This window comes from Micromonospora sp. NPDC005163, from assembly GCF_053599835.1.
Map to the genome: position 1 here is coordinate 130,663 of NZ_JBSFYP010000002.1, position 24,831 is coordinate 155,493.

23 protein-coding genes are annotated in these 24,831 nt (G+C 71.8%); 20 read left to right on the forward strand and 3 right to left on the reverse strand.

The annotated features are described in order from the left end of the window. Positions 1-23: 23 nt before the first annotated feature. Positions 24-3,509: a phosphodiester glycosidase family protein gene (locus ACWD6N_RS02315; protein WP_387326032.1), complete on the forward strand. Its 3,486-nt coding sequence runs from the start codon at positions 24-26 to the stop codon at positions 3,507-3,509. Between the two features lie 43 nt (positions 3,510-3,552). Here the strand turns inward: ACWD6N_RS02315 and ACWD6N_RS02320 are convergent, their stop codons facing one another. Continuing rightward, positions 3,553-4,449 carry a phosphatase domain-containing protein gene (locus ACWD6N_RS02320; protein WP_354963833.1) on the reverse strand — a complete coding sequence of 299 codons (897 nt, stop codon included), beginning with the start codon at positions 4,447-4,449 and terminating at the stop codon, positions 3,553-3,555. Positions 4,450-4,724: 275 nt separating this feature from the next. Here ACWD6N_RS02320 and rpmE point away from each other — a divergent pair, with 275 nt between their 5' ends. Both rpmE and prfA read left to right on the forward strand, forming a co-directional pair. Next, positions 4,725-4,949 carry a 50S ribosomal protein L31 gene (gene rpmE / locus ACWD6N_RS02325; protein WP_007464546.1) on the forward strand — a complete coding sequence of 75 codons (225 nt, stop codon included), beginning with the start codon at positions 4,725-4,727 and terminating at the stop codon, positions 4,947-4,949. 132 nt (positions 4,950-5,081) lie between these two features. Beyond that, the gene (gene prfA, locus ACWD6N_RS02330; RefSeq protein ID WP_354963834.1) at positions 5,082-6,170 is read left to right on the forward strand and encodes a peptide chain release factor 1; all 1,089 of its coding nucleotides are present in this window, start codon (positions 5,082-5,084) and stop codon (positions 6,168-6,170) included. A 49-nt stretch (positions 6,171-6,219) separates the two neighbouring features. Here the strand turns inward: prfA and ACWD6N_RS02335 are convergent, their stop codons facing one another. After that, positions 6,220-7,767 carry a GGDEF domain-containing protein gene (locus ACWD6N_RS02335; protein ID WP_354963835.1) on the reverse strand — a complete coding sequence of 516 codons (1,548 nt, stop codon included), beginning with the start codon at positions 7,765-7,767 and terminating at the stop codon, positions 6,220-6,222. 72 nt (positions 7,768-7,839) lie between these two features. Between ACWD6N_RS02335 and prmC the strand changes: the two genes are divergently transcribed. The 4 genes from prmC to ACWD6N_RS02355 all read left to right on the forward strand — a co-directional run bounded on the left by prmC (position 7,840) and on the right by ACWD6N_RS02355 (position 12,267). Beyond that, positions 7,840-8,787: a peptide chain release factor N(5)-glutamine methyltransferase gene (prmC, locus tag ACWD6N_RS02340; protein ID WP_354963836.1), complete on the forward strand. Its 948-nt coding sequence runs from the start codon at positions 7,840-7,842 to the stop codon at positions 8,785-8,787. Continuing rightward, positions 8,787-9,434: an L-threonylcarbamoyladenylate synthase gene (locus ACWD6N_RS02345; RefSeq protein WP_089021912.1), complete on the forward strand. Its 648-nt coding sequence runs from the start codon at positions 8,787-8,789 to the stop codon at positions 9,432-9,434. The genes prmC and ACWD6N_RS02345 overlap by 1 nt, the downstream gene beginning before the upstream one ends. Beyond that, on the forward strand, positions 9,435-10,046 hold the full coding sequence (locus ACWD6N_RS02350; RefSeq protein ID WP_354963837.1) for an arsenate reductase/protein-tyrosine-phosphatase family protein: 612 nt from the start codon (positions 9,435-9,437) through the stop codon (positions 10,044-10,046). A 106-nt stretch (positions 10,047-10,152) separates the two neighbouring features. Further along, positions 10,153-12,267 carry a transglycosylase domain-containing protein gene (locus ACWD6N_RS02355; protein ID WP_354963838.1) on the forward strand — a complete coding sequence of 705 codons (2,115 nt, stop codon included), beginning with the start codon at positions 10,153-10,155 and terminating at the stop codon, positions 12,265-12,267. 24 nt (positions 12,268-12,291) lie between these two features. Here ACWD6N_RS02355 and ACWD6N_RS02360 read toward each other — a convergent pair whose 3' ends face one another. After that, positions 12,292-13,779, reverse strand: coding sequence for an SDR family oxidoreductase (locus tag ACWD6N_RS02360; protein WP_354963839.1), 1,488 nt, complete (start codon positions 13,777-13,779; stop codon positions 12,292-12,294). Positions 13,780-13,814: 35 nt separating this feature from the next. On the opposite strand from ACWD6N_RS02360, the gene ACWD6N_RS02365 reads away from it, so the two are divergent. The 13 genes from ACWD6N_RS02365 (at position 13,815) to ACWD6N_RS02425 (ending at position 24,779) form a co-directional block, all read left to right on the forward strand. Beyond that, entirely contained in the window at positions 13,815-15,104 is a 1,290-nt protein-coding gene (locus tag ACWD6N_RS02365) for a serine hydroxymethyltransferase (RefSeq protein WP_354963840.1), read from the forward strand. Continuing rightward, positions 15,097-15,522, forward strand: a complete 426-nt coding sequence (locus ACWD6N_RS02370) for a hypothetical protein (protein ID WP_354963841.1) — start codon at positions 15,097-15,099, stop codon at positions 15,520-15,522. The genes ACWD6N_RS02365 and ACWD6N_RS02370 overlap by 8 nt, the downstream gene beginning before the upstream one ends. Before the next feature lie 189 nt (positions 15,523-15,711). Beyond that, complete coding sequence (locus tag ACWD6N_RS02375) at positions 15,712-15,948, forward strand: AtpZ/AtpI family protein (RefSeq protein WP_091405894.1); 237 nt, start codon at positions 15,712-15,714, stop codon at positions 15,946-15,948. Positions 15,949-15,959: 11 nt separating this feature from the next. Then, positions 15,960-16,757, forward strand: coding sequence for a F0F1 ATP synthase subunit A (atpB, locus tag ACWD6N_RS02380; RefSeq protein ID WP_354963842.1), 798 nt, complete (start codon positions 15,960-15,962; stop codon positions 16,755-16,757). A gap of 63 nt (positions 16,758-16,820) precedes the next feature. Further along, a complete protein-coding gene (locus tag ACWD6N_RS02385) occupies positions 16,821-17,051 on the forward strand; it encodes an ATP synthase F0 subunit C (RefSeq protein ID WP_354963843.1) in 231 nt (76 codons plus the stop codon). A gap of 26 nt (positions 17,052-17,077) precedes the next feature. After that, positions 17,078-17,617 (forward strand): F0F1 ATP synthase subunit B, encoded by a 540-nt coding sequence (locus ACWD6N_RS02390; RefSeq protein WP_354963844.1) that lies wholly within the window; start codon positions 17,078-17,080, stop codon positions 17,615-17,617. Then, complete coding sequence (locus tag ACWD6N_RS02395; protein WP_354963845.1) at positions 17,617-18,438, forward strand: F0F1 ATP synthase subunit delta; 822 nt, start codon at positions 17,617-17,619, stop codon at positions 18,436-18,438. The genes ACWD6N_RS02390 and ACWD6N_RS02395 overlap by 1 nt, the downstream gene beginning before the upstream one ends. Positions 18,439-18,555: 117 nt before the next feature. After that, positions 18,556-20,208 carry a F0F1 ATP synthase subunit alpha gene (gene atpA / locus ACWD6N_RS02400; RefSeq protein ID WP_354963846.1) on the forward strand — a complete coding sequence of 551 codons (1,653 nt, stop codon included), beginning with the start codon at positions 18,556-18,558 and terminating at the stop codon, positions 20,206-20,208. A gap of 4 nt (positions 20,209-20,212) precedes the next feature. Beyond that, positions 20,213-21,142: a F0F1 ATP synthase subunit gamma gene (locus tag ACWD6N_RS02405; RefSeq protein ID WP_354963847.1), complete on the forward strand. Its 930-nt coding sequence runs from the start codon at positions 20,213-20,215 to the stop codon at positions 21,140-21,142. Next, complete coding sequence (gene atpD / locus ACWD6N_RS02410; RefSeq protein ID WP_354963848.1) at positions 21,142-22,578, forward strand: F0F1 ATP synthase subunit beta; 1,437 nt, start codon at positions 21,142-21,144, stop codon at positions 22,576-22,578. Before ACWD6N_RS02405 ends, atpD begins: the two co-directional genes overlap by 1 nt. Before the next feature lie 219 nt (positions 22,579-22,797). After that, entirely contained in the window at positions 22,798-23,940 is a 1,143-nt protein-coding gene (locus ACWD6N_RS02415; protein WP_354963849.1) for an LCP family protein, read from the forward strand. An 89-nt stretch (positions 23,941-24,029) separates the two neighbouring features. Beyond that, on the forward strand, positions 24,030-24,311 hold the full coding sequence (locus tag ACWD6N_RS02420; protein WP_354963850.1) for a F0F1 ATP synthase subunit epsilon: 282 nt from the start codon (positions 24,030-24,032) through the stop codon (positions 24,309-24,311). Positions 24,312-24,323: 12 nt separating this feature from the next. Continuing rightward, positions 24,324-24,779 (forward strand): DUF2550 domain-containing protein, encoded by a 456-nt coding sequence (locus ACWD6N_RS02425; protein ID WP_363757145.1) that lies wholly within the window; start codon positions 24,324-24,326, stop codon positions 24,777-24,779. Positions 24,780-24,831: the final 52 nt, after the last annotated feature.

The following is a 24,831-nucleotide window of genomic DNA, read 5'->3' on the forward strand; positions in this document are numbered from 1 at the left end:
CAGGATCGGGTTGACTGTCGTCCATGCGTACCCGCAGACGATCCGCCCGTCGCATCGGCGTCCTGCTGCTGACGCCGATGCTCACCCTGGCTGCTCCGGTGCCGGCGACAGCCGCACCGCCGGCCGCGCCCATCGCCGCCCCCGTGGCTCCGTCCACCGTCGCCGAGGACGCGCCGCCCGCGTCGTCCCGGTCGGCCGGCTGGGTCAGTCTGGCCGCCGACCCGGCCACCGCGACCGCCCCGACCGCCGCCGTCGACGGCGTCGAGCCGGCCGGCGGCCTGGAGACCACCAAGGCCACCCGGCCAGTTGCGCCGGGCGTGCAGCTCACCTCCTTCGACCGGTACGACGCCGAGGGCTGGCTGCGTGCCGACGCCCTCACCACGGACCTCGGCGGCGGGGCCACCGTCGACTACGTCAACTCCGGAGCCGTCAGCCAGGCCGAGCCGCTGCGGGGACCGGTGGACCGCTCGCGTGCCGTCGCCGCGGTCAACGGTGACTTCTTCGACATCAACAACTCCGGCGCCGCCCAGGGCGTCGGCATCCGCGACGGTGAGCTGATCCAGTCGGCGGTCAGCGGGCACCGCAACGCGGTGGCGGTCACCGCGGACGGGCTCGGCCGGGTGATCGAGGTGAACTTCGACGGCACCGCCACCCTGCCCACCGGGCCGGTGCCGTTGACGCAGTTCAACAACATCGTGCAGGCCGACGGCATCGGCGCGTTCACCGAACTGTGGGGGACGTACCCCCGGGAGCGGGCGGTCGCGGGCGCGGCCCGGGTCGTCGAGGTCGTCGTGGCCGGCGGCCGCGTGGCCACGGTGACCACCGCGGCCGGCAGCGGCCCGATCGTCGCCGGCAGCACCGTGCTGCTCGGCCGCGACGCCGGCGCGGACGCGCTGGCCGGGCTCCGCCCCGGTGACCCGGTGACGGTCGCCTGGCAACCGAAGTCGTCCGACGGCAGCACTCTGCACGCGGCGGTCGGTGGTGGCAGCGTCCTGGTCCGCGACGGCGTCGTGCAGAGCATCGCCGACCCGTCGCTGGCGCCGCGCACGGCGGTCGGCTTCACCGCCGACGGTCGGAAAATGATCATGTTGACGGTGGACGGTCGGCAGGTCGACAGCCGCGGCGTGACCCAGACCGAGATGGGCCGGATGATGGCCGAACTGGGTGCCCACCACGCGCTCAACCTGGACGGCGGCGGCTCGTCCACGCTGCTGGCCCGGGAGCCGGGCGCCCCGGCCGTGCAGGTCGAGAACACCCCTTCCGACGGCAGCGAGCGGGCGGTGCCCAACGGCCTGGCCATCTACGCGCCGAAGGGCAGCGGCCGGCTCACCGGCTACTGGGTGGAGACCGCCAGTGACCCCACCGCCGCTCCCGGCATCTCACCGGTGCGCGGCGGCCGGCCCGACCGCGTCTTCCCCGGCCTCACCCGCACCCTCACCGCGGCCGGCTACGACGAGACGTACGGCCCGGCGGCCGGCGCGCCGACCTGGCGCGTGACCCCGGCGGTACGCGGCCGAATCGACCGCGACGGGGTGTTCCACGCCGGCGTGCCGGGGGCCAGCACGGTCACCGCGGCGCGCGGCGGGGCAACCGGCTCGCTGGGCCTCACGGTGCTCGGCCCGCTGGCCCGGGTCAGCTCCACAGTAGAACGCGTCGGGCTGACCGGCCGGGACGGCGACGCCCTGGTCGGTGTGGTCGGCCAGGACGCCGAGGGCAACACCGCACCGATCGAGCCGGCCGACCTGACCCTCGACTACGACCGGGACCTGCTGCGGATCACCTCCACCCACGACGGCAACCTCGCCGTCACCGCGCTGCGCGAGACCGGCTCCGGGCTCGTCACCGTCCACGTCGGACGACACAGCACCGTTCTCCCGGTCACCGTCGGACTGACCGACGTCCCGGTGGCCGGCTTCGACGACGCCGCGTCCTGGCGGTTCAGCCAGGCCCGGGCCAGCGGCTCGGTCGCCCCGGCGCCGGGGCACACCGGCACCGGCCTGCGGATGTCGTACGACTTCAGCCAGTCCACCGGCACCCGGGCCGCGTACGCCGACCCGCCGGCCTGGATCGAGGTGCCCGGCCAGCCGCAGGCCTTCGGCATGTGGATCCACGGCAACGGCACCGGTGAGTGGCCCAGCCTGCACCTGCACGACGCACAGGACACCCAGCACGTGCTGCGTGGCCCGCTGATCACCTGGACCGGCTGGCGGTACGTGGAGTTCGCGGTGCCGGCGGGGGTGCAGTATCCGGTGCGCGTCCGTCGGTTCTACGTGGCCGAGACCAACGCCGCCGCGCAGTACAGCAGCGAGGTGATCATCGACGACCTGGTGGCGAAGGTGCCGCCCACGGTCGACATGCCGCCGGTGGCGCCGCGTACCGATCGGGTGGTGGTCCGCGACGGCACCGTGGACGGCGCACCCTGGCGGTTCGCGGTGCTCTCCGACGCCCAGTTCGTCGCCGCCGACCCGGACAGCGACCTGGTCGCCCAGGCTCGACGGACGCTGCGCGAGGTGAAGGCGGCCCGGCCGGACTTCCTGCTGATCAACGGAGACTTCGTGGACACCGCCTACCCGGCCGACTTCGCGTTGGCCAAGCGGATCCTCGACGAGGAGTTGGGCGACGCGCTGCCCTGGTACTACGTGCCCGGCAACCACGAGATCATGGGCGCCCCGATCAGCAACTTCCAGGCCGCGTTCGGCGCCACCGCACGGGTCTTCGACCATGCCGGCACCCGGTTCGTCACCCTGAACTCGTCCACCGGGACGCTGCGCGGCGGCGGCTTCGACCAGGTGCGGATGCTGCGCGAGACGCTGGACGCGGCAGCCGCCGACCGGCGCGTCGGCTCGGTCGTCGTCCTGCACCACCACCCGCCGCGCGACCCCAGCCCGGCGCAGGCCAGCCAACTCGGTGACCGCAAGGAGGCGGCGCTGCTGGAGCAGTGGCTGGCCGACTTCCAGCACCGCACCGGCAAGGGCGCGCTGTTCGTGGGCGGGCACGTCGGCACGTTCCACGCCGACCGGGTGGACGGAGTGCCGTACGTGATCAACGGGAACGCGGGCAAGACGCCATCCACCCCGGCGGACCAGGGCGGTTTCACCGGCTGGACGGAGTTCGGCGTGGACCCGGTCAGCCCGGCCGAGGCCGACCGGGCCCGGCGCGACCCGCTCGCCGAGGGGCCCCGCTGGGTGGACGCGGAGTTCCACGCACACGTGGACCGGCTCGCGGTGAGCGCCCCGGCCAGCGTCGCGGTCGGCGTCCCGGCGCAGGTCACCGCCACGCTGACCCAGCCGGGTGGGCGTGCCGTCCCGGTGGCCGCCCCGGTCAGCGCGGACTGGTCCGCCTCGCCGGGGGTGCACATCGGCTCGGCGGCCGGGGTGCGACCGTGGCACACCGCGCGCTTCGACCCGGCCACCGGCACTCTGACCGCGCTGCGCCCCGGCGCCCCCATCCGCCTCAGCGTCACCGTCAACGGCCTCGTCGCCAACGCCACCAGCACCGTCACGCGGTGAGACTCCCGGAAGGGCCCCTCCGCGGAGGGGCCCTTCCGCACCCTCAGAAGTCGCCGTCGGCCACCTGGAAGACGGTGAGGCCGAGGGAGCGCCACATCCGGACCACCTGGACGCGGTCGTCGAAGACGCCGACCACCCGGTAGCGGTCCCGGACCTCCCGGTCGTAGATCTCCCGCTTGACGATCGCGTCCTTGCGGGAGTCGCCGACGGCGCGCAGGTGCAGGCCGAGGTAGGGAACCCGGACGTGCCGGGCCAGCCACGCCTCGGTGGCCGCCCGCGCCGAGGCGTCCCGCCCGGAGCAGAAGACGACCCCGTACCCGGCGGCGTGCATCGCCCGGACCGCCGCGATCACCGCCGGGTTCGGCTGGTCCTCGCTCACCCGGGTCATGTCGTACGGGCTGCGCGAGACGGCCAGCGCGACCGTGCCGTCGATGTCCACCAGGACGATCTCCGGTGGCTCGGTCGACGGCGGGTGCACGGCGGCGGGTCGTCCGGTGCGGGCCTGCGGCACGGGCAACGGCAGCGCCCGCCCCTCCAGGTAGCGCTCGTGCAGCCGGCAGATCACGTCCGCGCCGACGCGGTCGGACTCCGGGCGGGCGGCGTCGCGGCGCAGGCACTCGGCCAGCGGCACGTCGGTGAAGTCGTGCACCTCGAACTCCGCGCCGTACCGGGCGGCCAGTTCGGCCCAGTCCCGCAGGGTCCGCGAGCGCAGGTTGGTGTCGTCCACGCACACGTCCGCCCGGGTCCGCAGCAGCGCCTCGACCTGGGCCCGCTGCACGGTCGTCACCTGCGCCTCCGCCCACTGGGTGAAGAGCCGCTCGCCGTGCAGCATCCGGCGCAGGTCGTCACGGTTGACCCGGACCACGGACGGCTGGAGGGTCCGGGCGAAGGTGGTCTTGCCGGATGCCGGCAGGCCCCGGGTGGCGATCAGGCGGGTCATCGGCTCCCCTCCGGCTCGGCGGGCGTACCCCCGACGGGGTGCCGGGCGGCGGCCCGCCGGGTGGGTGAATGCCCGGCCGGGCGGCGGGAATGCGGACGGGAAGGCACGTGTTGACGATGCCGGACGAGGTGTGCGGCCCGATTACCGGGTCGGCTCAGGCCCATGGCACACTGGTCAATCGGCCACCGGTTCCGGTTCACGCCCGAGCCCGTCGCGCACGGCGCGACGGGCGGTGACGGCGACCCGGCGACCACCAACGAGAGGACCGAGGCGAGATGAAGGCAAACATCCACCCGGAGTACGTGACCACCGAGGTCAGCTGCTCCTGTGGCAACACGTTCACGACCCGCAGCACCGCCAAGGGCGGGGCGATCCACGTCGAGACCTGCAGCGCCTGCCACCCGTTCTACACCGGTAAGCAGCGCGTTCTCGACACCGCCGGCCGGGTCGCGAAGTTCCAGCAGAAGTACGCCAAGGTTCAGGCCAAGAAGGCCAAGTAGCTCCTCGTTCGGCGCCCGCGTCCGGTTTTCCACCGGACGCGGGCGCCGTCCGCGTTCCGCCCTTTTTCCGGCCGGCGACCGGCACTCGGTCCGGCCCGGCCGGCGCCGCACCCTCGAAGGAGCATCCGCAGCATGAGCAGCGAGCGTCTGGCCGGCCTCCTCGACGAGTACGCGCAGCTGGAGAAGCGGCTGGCCGATCCGGCGATCCACGCCGACCAGTCCACCGCGCGGCGGGTCGGCCGCCGGTACGCCGAGCTCGTGCCACTGCACAAGGCTGCCGGCGAGCTGGAGCAGGCGCGCGCCGACTTGGTCGCGGCCCGCGAGCTGGCGGCCGAGGATCCCTCCTTCGCTGCCGAGACCGAGGCGATCGCGGCGTCCCTGCCGGTCCTGGAGGAGCGTCTCGCCGAGCTGCTCATCCCGCGTGACCCGCACGACGCCAAGGACGTGATCGTCGAGATCAAGGCCGGTGAGGGCGGCGAGGAGTCGGCGTTGTTCGCCGGTGACCTGCTGCGGATGTACACCCGGTACGCCGAGCGCCACGGCTGGATCACCGAGGTGATCGACGCACAGGACTCCGACCTGGGCGGGGTCAAGGACGTCTCGCTGTCGATCAAGACCAAGGGCGTCCCCGAGGGCGGCAACGGCGTCTGGTCGCGGCTCAAGTGGGAGGGCGGCGTGCACCGGGTGCAGCGCGTTCCGGTCACCGAGTCGCAGGGTCGGATCCACACCAGCGCCGCCGGGGTGCTGGTGCTGCCGGAGGCCGAGGACGTCGACGTCAGCATCGACCAGAACGACCTGCGGATCGACGTGTTCCGCTCGTCCGGCCCGGGCGGCCAGTCGGTGAACACCACCGACTCGGCGGTGCGGATCACCCACCTGCCGACCGGCATCGTCGTCTCCTGCCAGAACGAGAAGTCCCAGTTGCAGAACCGGGAGCAGGCCATGCGGATCCTGCGGGCCCGGCTGCTCGCCGCCGCTCAGGAGCAGGCCGACGCGGCCGCCTCGGACGCCCGCAAGGCGCAGGTGCGCACGGTGGACCGCTCGGAGCGGATCCGCACCTACAACTTCCCGCAGAACCGGATCACCGACCACCGGATCGGCTACACGGCGTACAACCTGGATCTGGCACTGGCCGGCGAGCTGGACGGGGTGCTGGACGCCCTGACCGAGGCCGACCGCGCCGCCCGGCTGGCCGGCGACACCGAGCTGACCCGCCGCTGACCGCGGCGCCGCGGGGGCGCGGGGGCGCCGCCCGGCGGGCACCCGGCGGTCAGCTCGCGCGCGGACGGCTCTTGGCTCGCAGCATCTCCCGGTCGGCCTCCTCGAAGGCGACGCTGAGCGCGTCCCGCAGCCCACTTCCGACGGAGACCTCGGCGAAGCCGATGCTCACCCCGACCGGCGTCCCCGGCACCAGCGACTCCCAGTCCTCGGCGCGGACCGCCGCTTCGATCCGGCGGGCCACCTCGGCGGCCTCGGTCATGCCGGTGTCCGGCAGCACCACCACGAACTCGTCACCGCCGTAGCGGGCCACGAAGTCGCCCCGCCGCATCACCCGGTTGATCACCCCGGCGATGCGTTGCAGCACCAGGTCGCCGGAGTGGTGCCCGTGCCGGGTGTTGACCGCCTTGAAGCCGTCCAGGTCGCAGACGCCGATCACCACCCGCTCGCCGCGGGTGACCACGGCGGTGATGTACCGCTCCAGCCGCCGCCGGTTGGGCAGCCCGGTGAGCGGGTCGGTCAGCGCCTCGCCCTCGAACCGCGCCGCCTCGCGGCGCATCTCCTCGTGGTCGATCCGGGCGGCGATGCCGTCGATGTAGACGTCGCGCAACCGGTCGTTGCGCTGCGCGGCGAGCCGGAACGCGAGCCGGTCAGCCCGGTGCGCCGCCACGTGGTCCCCGGCCCGGGCCAGCGCGATGCTGCGCAGCCGGGCCGGCTCGGCCGCGCCGAGCGTCTCCGTGGACACCCGGATGGAGTCCAGCCGGGTGACCGCCTCGATCGGCCGCCCGGCGGCGACGGCCAGGCAGACCTGACCGAGTTGACGCATGTCGCGCGCCCGGGCGCTGTCCCCGCCGTGGCCGAGCAGCCGGGACGGATCGCCGTCTCCGCCGGACTCCACCCGGTCGCCGAGCGCGGCCTGCCGGGCGGCCGCGTAGCCGTACGCGGCGAGGCTGCTGGGACGCAGCCGGCCGGCCCGCCCGGCGTTCATGAACCGGGCCAGGTCGGCGGCGACGTCCCGCAGCACGCGCAGGCAGCCGTCGCTGTCGCCGTTGTGGTCCAGCGCCACGGCGTTGCGCAGCCGGATGCCGGGCGCGGCGAACGTCTCCTCCGGGATCCCGGCGGTCAGCCCCAGCTGCCGGGCCCGTTCGATCGCCCCGAGGGCGTACCCGTGGAAGCTGAGGTAGCTGTACGCCATCGCGAGGTCGTGCCAGCCCCAGGCGGTGTCCCGGTCCGGGTCCTCCACGGCGCCCAGCGCCCGGGCGGCCTTGACCAGGTGGGTGACGCAGCGGTCCAGTGCGCCCTGGTGGTGCGCGGCGAGCGCGGCCAGCGCGTTGAGGTGCCCGTGCAGATAGGGCTCGGCGAGGTCGCGGACCGCCGCCGAGGCCTCCTCGATGGCCCGGGTGAACTCCGCCGTGCGTCCGAGATTGATCAGCGCGGAGAGTCGCTGCACCATGGCGTCCGCTCGCGCCGCCGGGTCCGTCGTGCTGCGGATCACCCGCTCCAGCAGCGCGTACGACTCTGCGGAACGACTGGCCTCCTGCAACGCCCGGGCGTGCTTGAGGGCGTCAACCTGGTCATCGACCCGGTCGAGCCAGCCCACTCGCGACCTCCCGTCGTGTGCGCCTCGACGCACCCGTTCGTGGCGTCGCCTGCGACGCTTCATGATTATCGCGTGACTACTCTGCCGCAACACCCCCCCGAAGGGACAGGCCGGCTCCGTCCGTCCGCCGCGGTGGCCCGGGCGGCCCGGTTGCTCGCCGCCGCCGGGGTGGGCCCGGCACGGGTGGAGGCCGAGCTGCTGGCGGCGTACGTGCTGGGGGTGCCCCGGGGTCGGCTGGCGCTCGCCGACGACCTGACCGACGAGCATCGGGCCCGGCTCGACGAGTTGGTGCGCCGCCGCGCCGCCCGGGAGCCGTTGCAGCACCTGACCGGTCGCGCCGGGTTCCGGCACCTGGAGCTGGCGGTCGGCCCGGGCGTCTTCGTGCCCCGGCCGGAGACCGAGCTGCTGGCCGGCTGGGGCCTCGAACAGGGCCAGCGCCGGCCCGACCCGCTGGTGGTGGACCTGTGCAGCGGTTCCGGTGCGATCGCGCTGGCGGTCGCTCAGGAGCTGCCGGGGGCGCGGGTGGTGGCGGTGGAGCGGTCCCCGGCGGCGCTGGCCTGGCTGCGCCGCAACGCGGCGGAGCGCGCCGAGGCGGGGGACCGCCCGATCGAGGTGGTCGAGGCCGATGTCACCGCGCCGGACCTGCTGGCCGACCTGGTCGGCCGGGTGGACGTGCTGCTCTGCAACCCCCCGTACGTGCCGGTCGAGGTGGTGGTGCCGCCGGAGGTGGCCGGGCACGACCCGGCGGAGGCGGTCTTCGGCGGCGTGGACGGTCTGGCGGTGATCCGGCCGGTGATCATCCGGGCGGCGGCGCTGCTGCGCGCGGGCGGCGTGATCGGGGTCGAGCACGACGACACGCACGGTTCGGCGGTGCCCGAGCTGCTCGCCGCGGACGGCCGGTTTACCGCGATCACGGAGCATCCGGACCTCACCGGCCGTCCTCGCTACGCCACCGCATCCCGACGGGCGGACGGCCGGCACGCCCCGGGCGGGACGGCGTGGCAGACTGACTCCTCGTGATGCTCTACGACTGCCGGTCGCCCGCCGATCGGGACCGCGGCATCGCTGCGGCCATCGAGGCGGTCAAGAACGGCGAGCTGGTCGTCCTGCCGACGGACACCGTCTACGGCATCGGCGCGGACGCGTTCACCCCGTACGCGGTCAAGGCGCTGCTGGATGCGAAGGGCCGGGGGCGGCAGATGCCGCCACCGGTGCTGATCGGCTCGCGGCAGACCCTGGACGGGTTGGTCTTCTCGCTGCCCAGCGCCGCGCGGGACCTGGTGGAGGCGTTCTGGCCGGGTGCGTTGACGATCGTTGTCGAGCACTCACCGAGCCTGCAGTGGGATCTCGGCGACAAGTCGGGCACGGTGGCGGTGCGGATGCCGCTGCACCCGGTGGCGCTGGAGGTGCTGCGCGAGACCGGCCCGATGGCGGTCTCCTCGGCGAACAAGACCGGCCAGCCGGCCGCGGTCACCGCGGAGGAGGCGCGCGACCAGCTCAGCTACTCCGTGCGGGCGTACCTGGAGGCCGGGCCCTGCCCGGACCCGGTGCCCAGCACGATCGTGGACCTGACCGGTGAGGTGCCGCAGCTGCTGCGGGCCGGCGCGATCCCGCTGGAGAAGCTGCGCGACGTGGTGCCGGATCTCGTCGACGGCCGGGGGGTCTGAGTGCCCCCGTTCACCGTGCTGCACGTCTGCATGGGCAACATCTGCCGCTCGCCGATGGCCGAGCGGCTGGTGGCCCTGGCGGTGCGGGAGCGGTTGGCGCGGCGCGAGCAGGATCCGGCCCGGGCCGAGGAGCTGCTGCACAGCCACAGCGCCGGCACGGGCGGTTGGCACGCCGGCGAGGAGATGAACCCGCCGGCGGCCCGGCAGGTCGTCGGCCGGGGCGGGGACGTCGAGGGTTTCGCGGCGCGCAAGCTGCGCTCGGAGCACATCGACGCCGCCGACCTGGTCCTGACCGCGACCGCGGATCAGCAGGAGTACGTGGTGGCGCTTCGTCCGGACGCGGCGGCCCGCACCTTCGTGCTGGGTGAGTTCGGCCGCCTGCTGGCCGCGGTGGACGCCGCCGCGCTGCCGTCGGCCGAGGCGACCCCGGAGGCGGTGTACGCCCGGGGCGTGGCTCTGGTGGCGGCGGCTCACGACGCCCGGTTGGGCGCCTCGCTGCTGCCGAGCGACGATCTCGACGACCCGTGGGGTCGCGGCGACCAGTGCTTCAGCCGGGTGGCCGACGAGATCGAGGAGACGGTCCACCCGCTGGCCGCCGCGCTGCTTCCCTGAGCGGCGTGCGAGTTTCCTCCGGGTTTGGGGAAAACCCGGGGCGAAAGGGGCGTTCCGGGTCATTCTGAACGGGTCCTAGCGTGACCGGCTCCTGCGGGGAGAGCTGATGATCCGGGCCCATCTCGACAAACTGCTGACCGTGGTGATCGCCGGTGTGCTGGCCGGCCTGGTGCTGGCAGCGGCCGCCCTGCCGGTGGCCCTGGTCTTCGGGATCGGCTTCAGCGCACTGTCCACGCCCTACTCGGAGCTGCCGAACACGCTGCGCACGCCACCCACCGCCCAGCGCTCCAACCTGTACGCCAACGACGGCACCACCCTGATCACCTCCTTCTACCAGGAGGACCGGGTGGACGTGCCGCTGCAGGAGGTCGCGCCGGTGATGCGCCAGGCCATCGTGGCCGCCGAGGACGTCCGGTTCTTCCAGCACAGCGGGGTGGACCTGCGCGGTGTGGTGCGCGCGTTCACCGTGAACAAGCGCGACGGTCAGACCCGACAGGGCGCCTCCACGCTGACCATGCAGTACGTCCGCAACGTCCTCAGCAGCGATCCCCGGCTGACCGAGAGCCAGCGCAGGGCGGCCACCGAGGTCACCACCGCCCGCAAGATCCAGGAAATGCGGTACGCGCTGGCGCTGGAGCGGGAGCTGAGCAAGGACGAGATCCTCACCCGCTACCTCAACATCGCCTATTTCGGCGCCGGGGCGTACGGCATCGCGGCGGCCAGCAAGCGCTACTTCTCCCGGTCCCCGGCCGAGCTGACAGTGGCGCAGGCCGCGCTGCTGGCCGGGCTGGTCCAGTCACCGGACAGCGACGACCCGATCAACGGCGACGCCGACAGCGCCCTGCGCCGGCGGGCGTACGTGCTGAACCAGTTGGTGGAGTCGAGCCACGTGTCGGCGGACGCGGCGGCGGCGGCGCGGGACGAGCCGCTGGACCTGCGGCCCAGCGAGACCCCGAACGACTGCGCGGCCGTGCCGGACGGGCACAACGACTGGGGATTCTTCTGCGACTGGTTCACCCGCTGGTGGAGCGACCAGTCGGCGTTCGGGTCGACCGCCGACGAGCGGCAGCGCACACTGCGCCGGGGTGGGTTCTCTATCGTCTCCTCGCTCGACCCGGCGGTGCAGCGGGCCACCACCGAGCAGGTGCTGCGGATCTACCAGCCGACCGAGGCCCGGGCGGTGCCGACCGCGGTGGTGCAACCCGGCACCGGTCGGGTGCTGGCGATGGCGGTGAACCGCAGCTACAGCGTGGCGGACAACCCGGCCGGGCAGAAGAACCACCCGAACACGGTGAATCAGCTGGTGGCCGGCGGCGGGGCGATCGAGGGGTACCAGGGCGGGTCGACGTTCAAGCTCTTCACCATGCTGGCCGCGCTGGAGTCCGGGCTGCCGCTGTCGACCGAGTTCACCGCCCCGACCCGGCTGGTCACGAAGTTCCCGGTGACCGGGGAGGCGAGCTGTGACGGCCGCTGGTGTCCGGTGAACGCCACCCCCTCGTCGATGGACGGCCCGCGCACCATGTGGACCGCGTTCGGGCGTTCGGTGAACACGTACTTCGCCTGGCTCACCGAGCGGGTCGGCGCCGACCGGGTGGTGGAGATGGCCGAGCGGCTCGGCATCGTGCTGCGCGCCGACTCGGACGCCCGGCTGGCCCGGTACGGGGCGAAGAACTGGGGCCCGTTCACCCTGGGCGTGGCCGCGACGACCCCGCTCGACCTGGCCACGGCGTACGCCACGGTGGCGGCCGAGGGGACCTGGTGCGCCCCGCTGCCGGTGGTCTCGATCAGCGACTCGGCCGGCCACCCGGTCGACGCCGCGAAACCGGACTGCCGGCAGGTGCTCGACCCCGATGTGGCCCGGGCGGCCGCCGACGCGGCCCGCTGCCCGGTCGGCGACCAGTCGATGTACGGGCGTTGCGACGGCGCCACGGCACCCGGGCTGCGGTCCGGCCTCGGCCGCCCGGTCGCCGGCAAGACCGGCAGCTCGGAGCGGTACGAGACGGAGACGGTGGTGGCGTTCACGCCGCAGCTCGCGGTGGCCTCGATGGCGGCGAACCCGGACGACCCCCGCGACGCGGTGGGTGAGGCGGTGCAGGCCCGGATGGTGGACGCGGTCGGCAAGGTGCTCACCTTCGCCCTGCGCGACCAGCCGGTGCGGGATTTCGTCCCGCCGAGTGAGCGGGTGGCCTTCCAGGTCACCGGCGCCCGTACGGGCAACTGAGTCGCGCGGTTCCGGTCGGCGGGGTCAGCCGGTGTGCGGGGCGGGACGGTCGGGGGCCTGCTCGGCGCCGCGGGCGATGTTGCGGGCCATCCCGCCGAAGACCATCGCGTGGAACGGGGCCACCGACCCCCAGTAGGCGTGCCCGGCCAGCCCGCGCGGCAGGAAGACCGCGCGTTGCTGGTAGCGGCTGCGGCCGTTGTCGGCGGGCAGCACCCGCATCTCCAGCCAGGCCCGGCCGGGCAGCCGCATCTCGGCGCGCAGCCGCAGCAGTTCGCCCGGGACGATCTCCTCCACCCGCCAGAAGTCCAGGGCCTCACCGACCTGAAGGCGGTGCGGGTCGCGCCGGCCCCGGCGCAGCCCGACGCCACCGATCAGTCGGTCCAGCCAGCCGCGGATCGACCAGGCGAGCGGGAACGAGTACCAGCCGTGCTCGCCGCCGACACCTTCGATGACCCGCCAGAGCTCCGCCGGCGGCGCATCCACCGTCCGTTCCCGGAGGTCGGTGTAGGCGGTGCCGCCGGACCAGTCCGGGTCGGAGGGCAGTGGCTCGGCCGGGGCGTCCGGCCCGCTCGCGGTCGACCAGCGGGTCTCCACCTGGGCGTCGCGCACCCTGGCCAGCGCCAGCGCCACCGCCTGGTCGAAGCCGGTCAACCCGCCCGGGGGGTCGGGGACGTATCGGGCGATGTCGTGTTCGTGCGCGATCGCCTCGTGGACCAGGCTCTCCACCAGCGGGCGGGCGATGGCGTTCGGCACCGGGGTGACCAGGCCGACCCAGTGCGACGAGAGCGACGGGGTCAGCGGGCGGACCGGCACGATGACCCGCCGGCGCAGGCCGGCCACCCGGGCGTAGCGCTGCATCATGTCGCGGAAGCTGAGCACGTCCGGCCCGCCGATGTCGAAGCCGCGGTTGACCTCCGGCGGCAGCGTGGTGCAGCCGGCCAGGTAGCGCAGCACGTCGCGGACCGCGATCGGCTGGATCCGGTTGCTCACCCAGCGCGGGGTGACCATGGCGGGCAGCCGCTCGGTCAGGTAGCGCAGCATCTCGAACGACGCCGAGCCGGAGCCGATGATCACCGCGGCGCGGAGCACCGCCGTGGGCACGCCGCTGGCCAGCAGGATCCGGCCCACCTCGGCCCGGGACCGCAGGTGCGGCGAGGGGACCTCCTCGTCGGGCGCCGGCTCCGGGCCGCCCAGGTAGACGATCCGGCGTACGCCGGCAGCGCGGGCCGCCTCCGCGAAGTTCGTCGCCGCCGTCCGGTCGGCCGCCTCGAAGTCGGCTCGGCCCAGCGAGTGCACCAGGAAGTAGGCGACGTCCACGTCGGCGAACGCGGCGGGCAGTGTCTCCGGCCTGCTCAGGTCTCCCTCGACGATCTCGGCCGCCGAGGCCCAGGGCACGTCGCGCAGCCGCACGGCCTTGCGGGCCAGGCAGCGCACGGTGTGCCCTTCGTTGAGCAGCAGGGGCACCAGCCGCCCGCCGATGTATCCGGTGGCTCCGGTGACGAGGCATCGCACGGCTTCCAGTGTGCGGCCCCCTAGACTCGTTCGCTGTGGAGACCGAGACGAGCACCTTCTGGGGGCCGGATTTCGCGCAGCTCAGGGCAACCGATCCGGAGATCGCCGGGGTGGTCCTCGGCGAGCTGGACCGGTTGCGGGGCGGCCTGCAGCTCATCGCCAGCGAGAACCTGACCTCGCCGGCGGTGCTGGCCGCGCTCGGTTCGACGCTGACCAACAAGTACGCCGAGGGCTACCCGGGCCGGCGCTACTACGGCGGCTGCGCCGAGGTGGACCGGGCCGAGGAGATCGGCATCGCCCGGGCGAAGGAGCTCTTCGGGGCCGAGCACGCCAACCTCCAGCCGCACTCCGGGGCGAGCGCCAACCTGGCCGCGTACGCCGCGCTGGTGCAGCCGGGGGACACGGTGCTGGCGATGGACCTGCCGCACGGCGGGCACCTGACCCACGGCAGCCGGGTGAACTTCTCCGGGAAGTGGTTCGCCACGGTGGGGTACACCGTCCGTCCGGACACCGAGCTGATCGACTACGACGAGGTGCGGGACCTGGCCCGGGCGCACCGGCCCAAGATGATCATCTGCGGCGCCACCGCGTACCCCCGGCTGATCGACTTCGTCCGGTTCCGGGAGATCGCCGACGAGGTCGGCGCGTACCTGATGGTGGACGCGGCGCACTTCATCGGCCTGGTCGCCGGCCGGGCGATCCCGTCCCCGGTGCCGTACGCCGATGTCGTCTGCGCCACCACCCACAAGGTGCTGCGCGGCCCGCGCGGCGGCATGATCCTCTGCCGCGAGTCGCTGGCGCAGCGGATCGACAAGGCGGTCTTCCCGTTCACCCAGGGCGGCCCGCTGATGCACGCGGTCGCGGCCAAGGCGGTCGCGCTGCGCGAGGCCGCCCAGCCCGAATTCCAGACGTACGCCGGTCAGGTGATCAGCAACGCACAGGCGCTCGCCGCCGGGCTGGCCGCCGAGGGCATGCGCCCGGTGTCCGGGGGCACCGACACCCACCTCGCCCTGATCGACCTGCGGGAGCTGGGCGTGACCGGCACCGAGGCCGAGGCGCGCTGCGACGCCGCGTCGATCACCCTGAACAAGAACGCGATCCCGTACGACCCGCAGCCGCCGATGGTGGCCTCCGGCATCCGGGTGGGCACGCCCAGCGTCACCACCCAGGGTATGCGGGAGGGGGAGCTGCGCCAGGTGGCCGCCCTGATCGCGCGGGCGGTACGCGCCGATCCCGGGGCACCGGGCGGCACAGACGAGCTGTCCCGGGTCGGTGCCGAAGTGGCCGAGCTGGTCGCCGCGTTTCCGGCGTACCCCCGTGGCTGAGCCCGAGGTTGTCGCGGCCGACACCAACCGGCGCTGGCGGCTGCGGCACCTGCCGGTGCTCCTGGCCGCGTCGGTGGCGCTGGCCGCGGTCGCCGCGGTGGTCGCTGGCGCGACCGGCGGCATGACGGCCGCGCTCGGCGCGGCGGCCGGGGTCGGTGTCACGGTGCTCAGCTACACCCTCACCACCGTGGTGCTGGCCTGGGCCGACGAGATCAACCCGCAGCTGGTGCTGCCCCTCGGGCTGGGCCTGTACGCGCTGAAGTTCACCCTGCTGGGTGTGGTGCTGGTGGCCGTGGCGTCGGCCGATTGGCCCGGGTTGATCCCGCTCTGCTTCGGCATCGTCGCCGGGGTGGCAGTGTGGACAGCGGTGCACCTCTGGTGGCTGACCACGGTGCACGCCCGCCGGCCGCGGGGCTGACCTGGCCGTCGGCCGGTCGTCCCACCCAGCGGACGCGCCACAATGTGTCGGCCTCCGGTCATTTTCCGACGGGCGGAAGGGGAGTAGCGTGCCCACAGACGACGCGGCCCCCGAGATGCCCACACAACGACGGTTGTGCGGGGGGTGAGGCACAGCCTCGTCTTCCCGGCTGATATCGTTCGCCCCGTCATGGCTGGTGACCAAACCCCCCGTCCCGCCGGTGAACCGGACGACTATCCGTCCGGCGCCGGTCAGGGTTGGACCGCGCTCAGCTACCTCATCGGAGGCATGCTCGTGTGGGGTTTCATCGGCTGGCTGGTCGACCAGTGGCTCGACACCGGTGGCGTCGCCACCGGGATCGGCGTCGTGCTCGGCGTGACCGGGGGGATCATCCTCGTCGTCCGCCGGCTCGGCACGCCTACTTAGGAAGGGACACGGTGCTCGGACAGGCGAACGTTCTGGCAGCAGGCCAGGCGGCATTCCCACCCAGTGTGGACGACTTCTACCTGCCCGCCATCGTGCCCTGGGGTGTGGAAAACGCTCCTTGGTTCACCAAGTTCACGGCGATGATCTGGATCGCGGTCGGCGTACTGATCATCTTCTTCCTGGCGACCTACCGGAAGCCGCAGCTGGTGCCGACCAAGAAGCAGTGGTTCGCCGAGTCGATCTACGGCTTCGTCCGGAACAACATTGCGGTCGACATGATCGGGCACCAGGGCGTGCGGTTCGCGCCGTACTTCACCACGCTGTTCTGCTTCGTGCTGCTGGCGAACGCGTTCGCGATCATCCCGTTCTTCCAGATCTCGCCGAACTCGCACATCGCCTTCCCGGCGATCCTCGCGGTGCTCAGCTACGTGCTGTTCAACTACATCGGCATCCGGCACCACGGCTTCGTCAAATACTTCAAGCACGCCCTGATCCCGCCGGCACCGTGGTACATCCTGCCGCTGCTGATCCCGATCGAGGCGTTCTCGACCTTCATCATCCGGCCGTTCTCGTTGGCCGTCCGTCTCTTCGCGAACATGTTCGCCGGCCACATGCTCCTGCTGGTCTTCACGCTCGGCGGCTTCGCGATGCTCAATGCCAACGCCTGGCTGGCACCGATCTCGGTGGTGTCCTGGGTGATGACCGTGGCGCTGACCCTTCTCGAGGCGCTGGTCATCGTCCTGCAGGCCTACGTCTTCACCGTGCTGAGCGCCAGCTACATCCAGGGCGCGCTCGCCGAAGCGCACTGATCCACGCACCAACCGTTGTCGTCCCGCGTGAGAGTCACGCGTGATAACCAGGAGGAACCACTAATGGACGTTATCGCCGCGGTAGAGGGCAGCACCGCCGCCATCGGCTACGGCCTCGCGGCCATCGGCCCGGGCATCGGCGTTGGCCTGGTGTTCGCCGCCTACATCCAGTCGACCGCCCGGCAGCCCGAGTCGTCCCGCATGACCCTGCCGTACGTCTGGATCGGCTTCGCCGTCATCGAGGCGCTGGCGCTGTTCGGCATCGCCTTCGGCTTCATCTGGGCCGGCAACTGATCCCGCCCTTAGACCGGGAGGTAACCATGTATTTCCTCGCCGCTGAGGGTGGTGAGTCGACCCACAACCCGATCATCCCGATTTGGCAGGAGATCGTGGTCGGCACGGTCGCCTTCGCCGTGCTCTGCTTCGTGCTGATGAAGTTCGTCTTCCCCCGCATGGAGCAGACGTTCCAGGCTCGGGTCGACGCGATCGAGGGCGGCATCAAGCGCGCCGAGGCCGCCCAGGCCGAGGCGAACCAGCTGCTCGAGCAGTACCGTGCCCAGCTCGCCGAGGCCCGCACCGACGCCGCGAAGATCCGCGACGACGCCCGGGCCGACGCCGAGGGGATCCGGCAGGACGTCCTCGCCAAGGCGCGGGAAGAGTCCGACCGGATCATCGCGGCCGGCAAGGACCAGCTCGCCGCCGAGCGGGCCACCATCGTGCGCGAGCTGCGCACCGAGGTCGGCACGATCGCGGTGGACCTGGCCAGCAAGATCGTCGGTGAGTCGCTGGCCGACGAGGCGCGGCGCAAGGGCACCGTCGACCGGTTCCTGAGCGGTCTCGAGAGCACGGGGGCCCGCTGATGCAGGCCGCCAGCCGGGAGTCGTACAAGGTCGCGGCCGAGCGCCTCGACGCGTACGTCCGCGGCGCGGAGCCGTCGGCGGTGGCCTCCACCGCTGACGCCGTCCTCTCCGTCGCCGCCCTGCTGCGGCGTGAGCCGCGGCTGCGCCGGGCGCTGTCCGAGCCGGCCCGCTCCGGCGAGGACCGGGGCGCTCTGCTCGGCAACATGCTGGGTGGTCGGATCGGCGCAGACGCGCTCGACCTGCTCGTGTCGCTGGTCTCCGGCCGCTGGTCGGCACCGTCGGAGTTGCTCGACGGCACCGAGCGGCTGGGCGTGGAGGCGCTGCTGGCCAGCGCCGACAAGGCCGGCGACCTGGGCGAGGTCGAGGACGAGCTGTTCCGCTTCGGCCAGGTCGTCACGGGTCAGTCGGCGCTGAGCAACGCGCTGGCCGACCCGGTCGCTCCAATCGAGAAGCGGGTCGCCCTGGCCCGTGATCTGCTCGCCGACAAGGCGCGCCCGGTCACCGTCCGCCTCGTCGAGGTGGCGTTGAGTGGGTTCGGTGGACGCTCCTTCATCGGGGCGCTCACCCGGCTGGTGGAGCTCGCCGCCGAGCGACGCGACCGGCAGGTGGCGTACGTGACCGTCGCGGCCCCGTTGAGTGACGAGGACGAGCGGCGGCTGGGTGCGAGCCTCACCGCGATATACGGTCGAGAGGTCTCCATCAAGCAGACGGTCGACCCCGACGTCCTGGGTGGCGTGAGCGTGCGGGTCGGCTCCGACCTGTACGACGGCACGATCCTGCGCCGCCTCAACGAGACCCGCAACGCGCTCGCGAAGCGCTGAGCGGCTCCGCCGCCCAGCGTTGCGGCGGCTTCGCCGCGCAGCGCCCGGAATGACAGACGCCATTCGGACCGGTCGGTACTAGGTATCCCGGGCCCCTGAATTTTAAGGAAGCAGAGGATGGCCGAGCTGACCATCTCGACGGAGGAGATCCGCGGCGCCCTTGAGCGCTACGTCTCCTCCTACTCGACCGACGTCTCCCGCGAGGAGGTCGGCACCGTCGCCGACACCGGTGACGGCATCGCCCACGTCGAGGGCCTGCCCTCGACCAAGACCAACGAGCTGCTGGAGTTCGAGGACGGCACGCTCGGCGTGGCGCTGAACCTCGACGTCCGGGAAATCGGTGTCGTCGTTCTCGGTGACGCCGCCAAGCTCGCGGAGGGGCAGCGCGTCAAGCGCACCGACCGGGTGCTCTCCGTGCCGGTCGGCGACGCCTTCCTCGGCCGCGTGGTCAACGCGCTCGGCCAGCCGATCGACGGCCTCGGCGACATCGCCGACGAGGGCTACCGCGAGCTGGAGCTGCAGGCTCCGAACGTGATGTCCCGGCAGTCGGTGTTCGAGCCGCTGCAGACCGGCATCAAGGCGATCGACGCGATGACGCCGATCGGCCGGGGCCAGCGGCAGCTGATCATCGGTGACCGGAAGACCGGCAAGACCACGGTCGCCCTGGACGCCATCCTCAACCAGCGGGACAACTGGCGCACCGGCGACCCGAAGAAGCAGGTCCGCTGCATCTACGTCGCCATCGGCCAGAAGGCCTCCACGATCGCCTCCATCAAGGGCCAGCTGGAGGAGGCGGGCGCGATGGAGTACACCACCATCGTCGCCTCCCCGGCGTCCGACCCGGCCGGCTTCAAGTACATCGCCCCGTACACCGGCTCGTCCATCGGGCAGCACTGGATGTACGGCGGCAAGCACGTCCTGATCGTCTTCGACGACCTGAGCAAGCAGGCCGAGGCGTACCGGGCCGTGTCGCTGCTGCTGCGCCGCCCGCCGGGCCGCGAGGCGTACCCGGGTGACGTCTTCTACCTGCACTCCCGCCTGCTGGAGCGCTGCGCGAAGCTCTCCGACGAGCTGGGTGGCGGCTCGATGACCGGTCTGCCGATCATCGAGACGAAGGCCAACGACATCTCGGCCTTCATCCCGACCAACGTCATCTCGATCACCGACGGCCAGATCTTCCTGGAGACCGACCTGTTCAACCAGGGCGTCCGTCCGGCGATCAACGTCGGGACCTCGGTCTCCCGGGTCGGTGGCGCCGCGCAGGTGAAGCCGATGCGTAAGGTTGCCGGTTCGCTGCGCCTCAACCTGGCCCAGTACCGCGAGCTGGAGGCGTTCGCCGCCTTCGCCTCCGACCTGGACAAGGCCTCCCGGGCCCAGCTGGACCGCGGTGTCCGGCTGGTCGAGCTGCTCAAGCAGCCGAACTACTCGCCGTACCCGGTGCAGGAAGAGGTCGTCACGGTCTGGGCCGGCACAGAGGGCAAGCTGGACGACATCCCGGTGGGTGAGATCCGGCGCTTCGAGTCCGAGTTCCTGCAGTACCTGCGGCACAAGCACGCGGGTGTGCTGGCCGGGATCGCCGACAACCAGTGGAGCGACGAGATCATCGGCTCCCTGGACAACGCGATCAGCGAGTTCAAGCAGGTCTTCCTTGGCAAGGCCGACGAGCGTCGGGTCAACGACGCGCCGGCCGCGCCGCTGGAGGGCGACGAGAACCGCGAGACGGTGACCCGCTTCCGCGACAGCGCGACCGACCGCCCGGCCGAGAGCTGATCCCATGGCGGCCCAGGTACGCGTTCTTCGTCAACGGATCCGCTCGGCGAAGTCGATGAAGAAGATCACCAAGGCGATGGAGCTCGTGGCGACGAGCCGGATCGCCAAGGCCCAGGCCCGGGTGCAGGCGTCCCTGCCGTACGCCCAGGCCATCACCGGCGTGCTCACGGCGCTGGCGTCCAACGCGCGGATCGACCACCCGCTGCTCACCCCGCGCGAGCGGGTGCGGCGGGCGGGCGTCCTGCTGGTCACCAGCGACCGTGGCCTGGCCGGCGGCTACAGCGCCAGCGCGATCAAGACGGCGGAGTCGCTCATCGCGCGGCTCCGGGCGGACGGCAAGGAGCCGGTGCTCTACGTCATCGGGCGTAAGGGCGTCGGGTTCTACCGGTTCCGCAACCGGCCGATCGAGGCGAACTGGACGGGGTTCAGCGAGCAGCCGTCGTTCGAGGACGCTCGCACGGTGGGTGAGACGCTGATCAAGGCGTTCACGGCCGGTGCGGACGACGTCGACGGCGGTGCCGGTGCGGACGGGGTGCTCGGCGTCGACGAGCTGCACATCGTCTACACCGAGTTCCACTCGCTGATGACGCAGACTCCGGTCGCCAAGATCATCGGTCCGATGCAGGTGGAGGACCGGCCGCGCTCCGAGGGGCTGCTGCCGGCGTACGAGTTCGAGCCGGAGGCGGAGGCGCTGCTCGACGCGCTCCTGCCGAGGTACATCAACACGCGGATCTACGCGGCGTTGATCGAGTCGGCGGCGAGTGAGTCGGCGGCACGGCGGCGGGCGATGAAGAGCGCCACCGACAACGCCGAAGAGATGATCGAGAAGTACACGCGTGAGATGAACTCGGCTCGCCAGGCCGGGATCACCCAGGAGATCAGCGAGATCGTCGGCGGCGCCAACGCGCTGGCCGCGTCGGGAAGTGAAGTGTGATGACTGCACCAGTAGAGACCAAGACGGCCACGGGTCGCGTGGTCCGGGTCATCGGCCCGGTCGTCGACGCCGAGTTCCCGCGCGACGCCATGCCGGCCCTGTTCAACGCCCTGAACGTTGACGTGAACCTGTCCGGCGGTGAGAAGACGCTGACCCTGGAGGTCGCCCAGCACCTGGGTGACAACCTGGTCCGTGCCATCTCGATGCAGCCGACGGACGGCCTGGTCCGCGGCGCGGAGGTGCGTGACCGCGGCAAGCCGATCACCGTGCCGGTGGGCGACGCGGTCAAGGGCCACGTGTTCAACGCGATCGGCGAGGTGCTCAACCTCACCGAGGGCGAGACCCTGACCCCGGACGACCACTGGGGTATCCACCGCAAGGCCCCGGCCTTCGCGGACCTGGAGCCGAAGACCGAGATGCTGGAGACCGGCATCAAGGTCATCGACCTGCTCGCCCCGTACGTCAAGGGCGGCAAGATCGGCCTGTTCGGCGGCGCGGGTGTGGGCAAGACGGTGCTCATCCAGGAGATGATCACCCGTGTGGCCCGCAACTTCGGTGGTACCTCGGTCTTCGCCGGCGTGGGTGAGCGCACCCGTGAGGGCAACGACCTCATCGCCGAGATGACCGAGTCCGGTGTCATCGAGAAGACCGCGCTGGTCTACGGCCAGATGGACGAGCCGCCGGGCACCCGGCTGCGGGTGGCGCTCTCCGCGCTGACCATGGCCGAGTACTTCCGCGACGTCAAGAAGCAGGAGGTGCTGCTCTTCATCGACAACATCTTCCGCTTCACCCAGGCCGGCTCGGAGGTCTCCACCCTGCTCGGCCGTATGCCGAGCGCGGTGGGCTACCAGCCGACCCTGGCCGACGAGATGGGCGAGCTCCAGGAGCGGATCACCTCCGTCCGGGGCCAGGCCATCACCTCCATGCAGGCGATCTACGTGCCGGCGGACGACTACACCGACCCCGCCCCGGCCACCACGTTCGCCCACCTGGACGCGACCACCAACCTGGAGCGGTCGATCTCCGACAAGGGCATCTACCCGGCCGTGGACCCGCTGGCGTCCTCGTCCCGGATCCTCGCCCCGGAGTTCGTCGGCGCCGAGCATTTCCAGGTCGCCACCGAGGTGAAGCGGATCCTGCAGCGCTACAAGGACCTGCAGGACATCATCGCCATCCTCGGCATCGAGGAGCTCTCCGAGGAAGACAAGATCACCGTGGCCCGGGCCCGGCGGATCGAGCGCTTCCTGTCGCAGAACACCTACGCTGCGGAGCAGTTCACCGGCGTGGCGGGCTCGACGGTCCCGATCAAGGAGACCATCGAGGCGTTCCGCAAGATCAGCGAGGGCGAGTACGACCACTTCCCCGAGCAGGCGTTCTTCATGTGCGGCGGTCTCGAGGACCTGGAGCGCAAGGCTGAGGAGCTGATGAAGGGCTGACAGCCCGATCAGATCTGTAACAAAAAGACTGCCCCGGCCATGCCGGGGCAGTCTTTTGTTCATTTTCACGCCTTATCATCGCCGCGGTCCGTTACTCGTGGTCGTCGGTTCCGTACCACCCGAGATACGGTCGGTCGGCGCTCACGTGAACGAGCGTTGATCTTTGCAACCTTTCGGCTACGTGCGCCCGTCTCCTCTTCGTGGGCGTAACGAACGGAGATGCTCGTGGGTAAGGCCGTCAAGAGTGGCCGTAAGCCGTCCATCTGGCGGGGCGTGCCGCGCTGGGCCAGGGTCTGCACGGTGTTCGGCACCGTGCTGACCATGCTCAGCGGGGCGGTGCTGGTCGGCACCGAGGTGCTGATGGCCCGCTACGAGGGCGCGGTCGGCAAGGCCGACCTCTTCGGCGACCAGGCGGCCGGTGCCCAGGCGAAGAAGACCGACATCAAGGGCCCGCTCAACATCCTGCTGGTCGGCATCGACCCGCGTACGCCGACAGCGGCGCCACTGGCCGACTCGATCATGGTGTTGCACGTGCCCGCGTCGATGGACCGGGCCTATCTGTTCTCGCTGCCGCGGGACCTCTACGTGCACATCCCCTCGTTCAAGAAGGCCGAGTTCGCCGGCGAGACCACGAAGATCAACGCCGCCATGTCGTTCGGCAGCCGGGTGCCGGGAGGGAACCCCGACGCGGCGCGGGGCTTCGAGCTGCTGGCCACCACTGTGCAGAACGTGACCGGCATCAAGCGGTTCGACGCGGGCGCGATCATCAACTTCACCGGCTTCCAGAAGATCGTCGACGCGATGGGCGGCGTCGACATGTACGTCGAGCGGGAAGTGCGCTCCGAGCACAAGCAGCCGGACGGCAAGCCGCGGCCGGGCAACACGCGCGGCGAGGGCTACGTCGGCCCGCAGGCGGTCTACGAGAAGGGCAACCAGCACCTCAGCGGGTGGCAGGCGCTGGACTACGTCCGGCAGCGCTACCCGAAGAACGGTGTCCCGGACTCTGACTACGGCCGGCAGCGTCACCAGCAGCAGTTCGTCAAGGCCATGGTCGGTCAGGCGTTCAGCGCCGACGTGGTGTCCAACCCGATCAAGCTGGACAAGGTGCTCCGCGCCGCGGGCCAGTCGCTGATCTTCAACGGCCGTGGCAACAGCGTGATCGACTTCGGGCTCGCCCTGAAGAGCATCCGCCCGAACACCATTCAGATGATCAAGCTCCCGGGTGGCGGGGTCTTCGACGGTAAGAAGTACAAGGGTGAGCAGTTCAAGCCCGGCGTGTCGGACTTCTTCACCGCCCTGCACAATGAACAACTGGACCCGTTCCTGCTGGAGCACCCGGAATTCCAGAACAAGACCAAGTAGCCGTGGCGCAGCTCTCCCCACCCGCCTTGGGGGCGGGTCAGCGTCAGGACTAGACTTTCGGCAATCCGCCGCCGCAGCAAGGAGACAGCGTGGCACAGCAGCTTCACGTCGAGCTCGTCGCCGTCGAGGAGAAGGTCTGGTCCGGTGACGCCGAGATGGTCGTCGCCCGGACGACCGAGGGTGAGCTCGGTGTCCTGCCGGGGCACGCGCCGCTGCTCGGCCAGCTCGCCGAGCCCGGCCAGGTGCGCATCAAGCTGGCTGGCGGTGAGCAGGTCTCCTACGACGTGGCCGGCGGCTTCCTCTCGGTGAGCGCCGACGGTGTCATCGTCCTGGCCGAGAGCGCGACCCCGGTCTCCGCGCAGAGCCACTGAGCCGTACCGGGGATGGAGATCGTCGAGGGAATCGGGATCGGCGTCGCCGTCATCCTCGGTGCGCTCCTCATCCTCTTCGTCCGGCGGGCCCTGGTCACCCGCAGCGGTGGCATCATCCGGCTCAGCGTCCGGGTCTCCACCATGCTCGACGGCCGCGGATGGTCGCCCGGCTTCGGCCGGTTCGCCGGTGACGAGCTGCGCTGGTACCGGATGTTCAGCTTCGCCCTGCGGCCCAAGCGGGTGCTCTCCCGCAAGGGGCTCGCGGTGGAGCGCCGCCGGTTGCCGGAGGGTCAGGAACGTCTCTCCATGCCGGCCGACTGGGTGATCCTCCGCTGTACCAGTCACCATGCACCGGTGGAGATCGCCATGGCGCGGTCTACAGTGACCGGTTTCCTCTCCTGGCTCGAGGCCGCCCCTCCGGGGGCGGTCTCGCCGCGTATGGCCTCCCAAGATTGGCCCGCTGCCTAGTTCCCTCTCACCGTTGGGGGTTTCCGGGGAGCCCGCCCGGCTGCGGGCGGTC

What these genes read in the sequence shown, in the direction of transcription:
- ACWD6N_RS02345 (WP_089021912.1), top strand. Translation starts at nt 8,787, where the DNA reads ATGCTCTACGACTGCCGGTCGCCCGCCGATCGGGACCGCGGCATCGCT.
- ACWD6N_RS02355 (WP_354963838.1), top strand. Translation starts at nt 10,153, where the DNA reads ATGATCCGGGCCCATCTCGACAAACTGCTGACCGTGGTGATCGCCGGT.
- atpA (WP_354963846.1), top strand. Translation starts at nt 18,556, where the DNA reads ATGGCCGAGCTGACCATCTCGACGGAGGAGATCCGCGGCGCCCTTGAG.
- ACWD6N_RS02320 (WP_354963833.1), bottom strand. Translation starts at nt 4,449, where the DNA reads ATGACCCGCCTGATCGCCACCCGGGGCCTGCCGGCATCCGGCAAGACC.
- ACWD6N_RS02425 (WP_363757145.1), top strand. Translation starts at nt 24,324, where the DNA reads ATGGAGATCGTCGAGGGAATCGGGATCGGCGTCGCCGTCATCCTCGGT.
- rpmE (WP_007464546.1), top strand. Translation starts at nt 4,725, where the DNA reads ATGAAGGCAAACATCCACCCGGAGTACGTGACCACCGAGGTCAGCTGC.
- ACWD6N_RS02395 (WP_354963845.1), top strand. Translation starts at nt 17,617, where the DNA reads ATGCAGGCCGCCAGCCGGGAGTCGTACAAGGTCGCGGCCGAGCGCCTC.
- prfA (WP_354963834.1), top strand. Translation starts at nt 5,082, where the DNA reads ATGAGCAGCGAGCGTCTGGCCGGCCTCCTCGACGAGTACGCGCAGCTG.
- atpD (WP_354963848.1), top strand. Translation starts at nt 21,142, where the DNA reads ATGACTGCACCAGTAGAGACCAAGACGGCCACGGGTCGCGTGGTCCGG.
- ACWD6N_RS02405 (WP_354963847.1), top strand. Translation starts at nt 20,213, where the DNA reads ATGGCGGCCCAGGTACGCGTTCTTCGTCAACGGATCCGCTCGGCGAAG.
- ACWD6N_RS02390 (WP_354963844.1), top strand. Translation starts at nt 17,078, where the DNA reads ATGTATTTCCTCGCCGCTGAGGGTGGTGAGTCGACCCACAACCCGATC.
- ACWD6N_RS02385 (WP_354963843.1), top strand. Translation starts at nt 16,821, where the DNA reads ATGGACGTTATCGCCGCGGTAGAGGGCAGCACCGCCGCCATCGGCTAC.
- ACWD6N_RS02415 (WP_354963849.1), top strand. Translation starts at nt 22,798, where the DNA reads ATGCTCGTGGGTAAGGCCGTCAAGAGTGGCCGTAAGCCGTCCATCTGG.
- ACWD6N_RS02315 (WP_387326032.1), top strand. Translation starts at nt 24, where the DNA reads ATGCGTACCCGCAGACGATCCGCCCGTCGCATCGGCGTCCTGCTGCTG.
- ACWD6N_RS02375 (WP_091405894.1), top strand. Translation starts at nt 15,712, where the DNA reads ATGGCTGGTGACCAAACCCCCCGTCCCGCCGGTGAACCGGACGACTAT.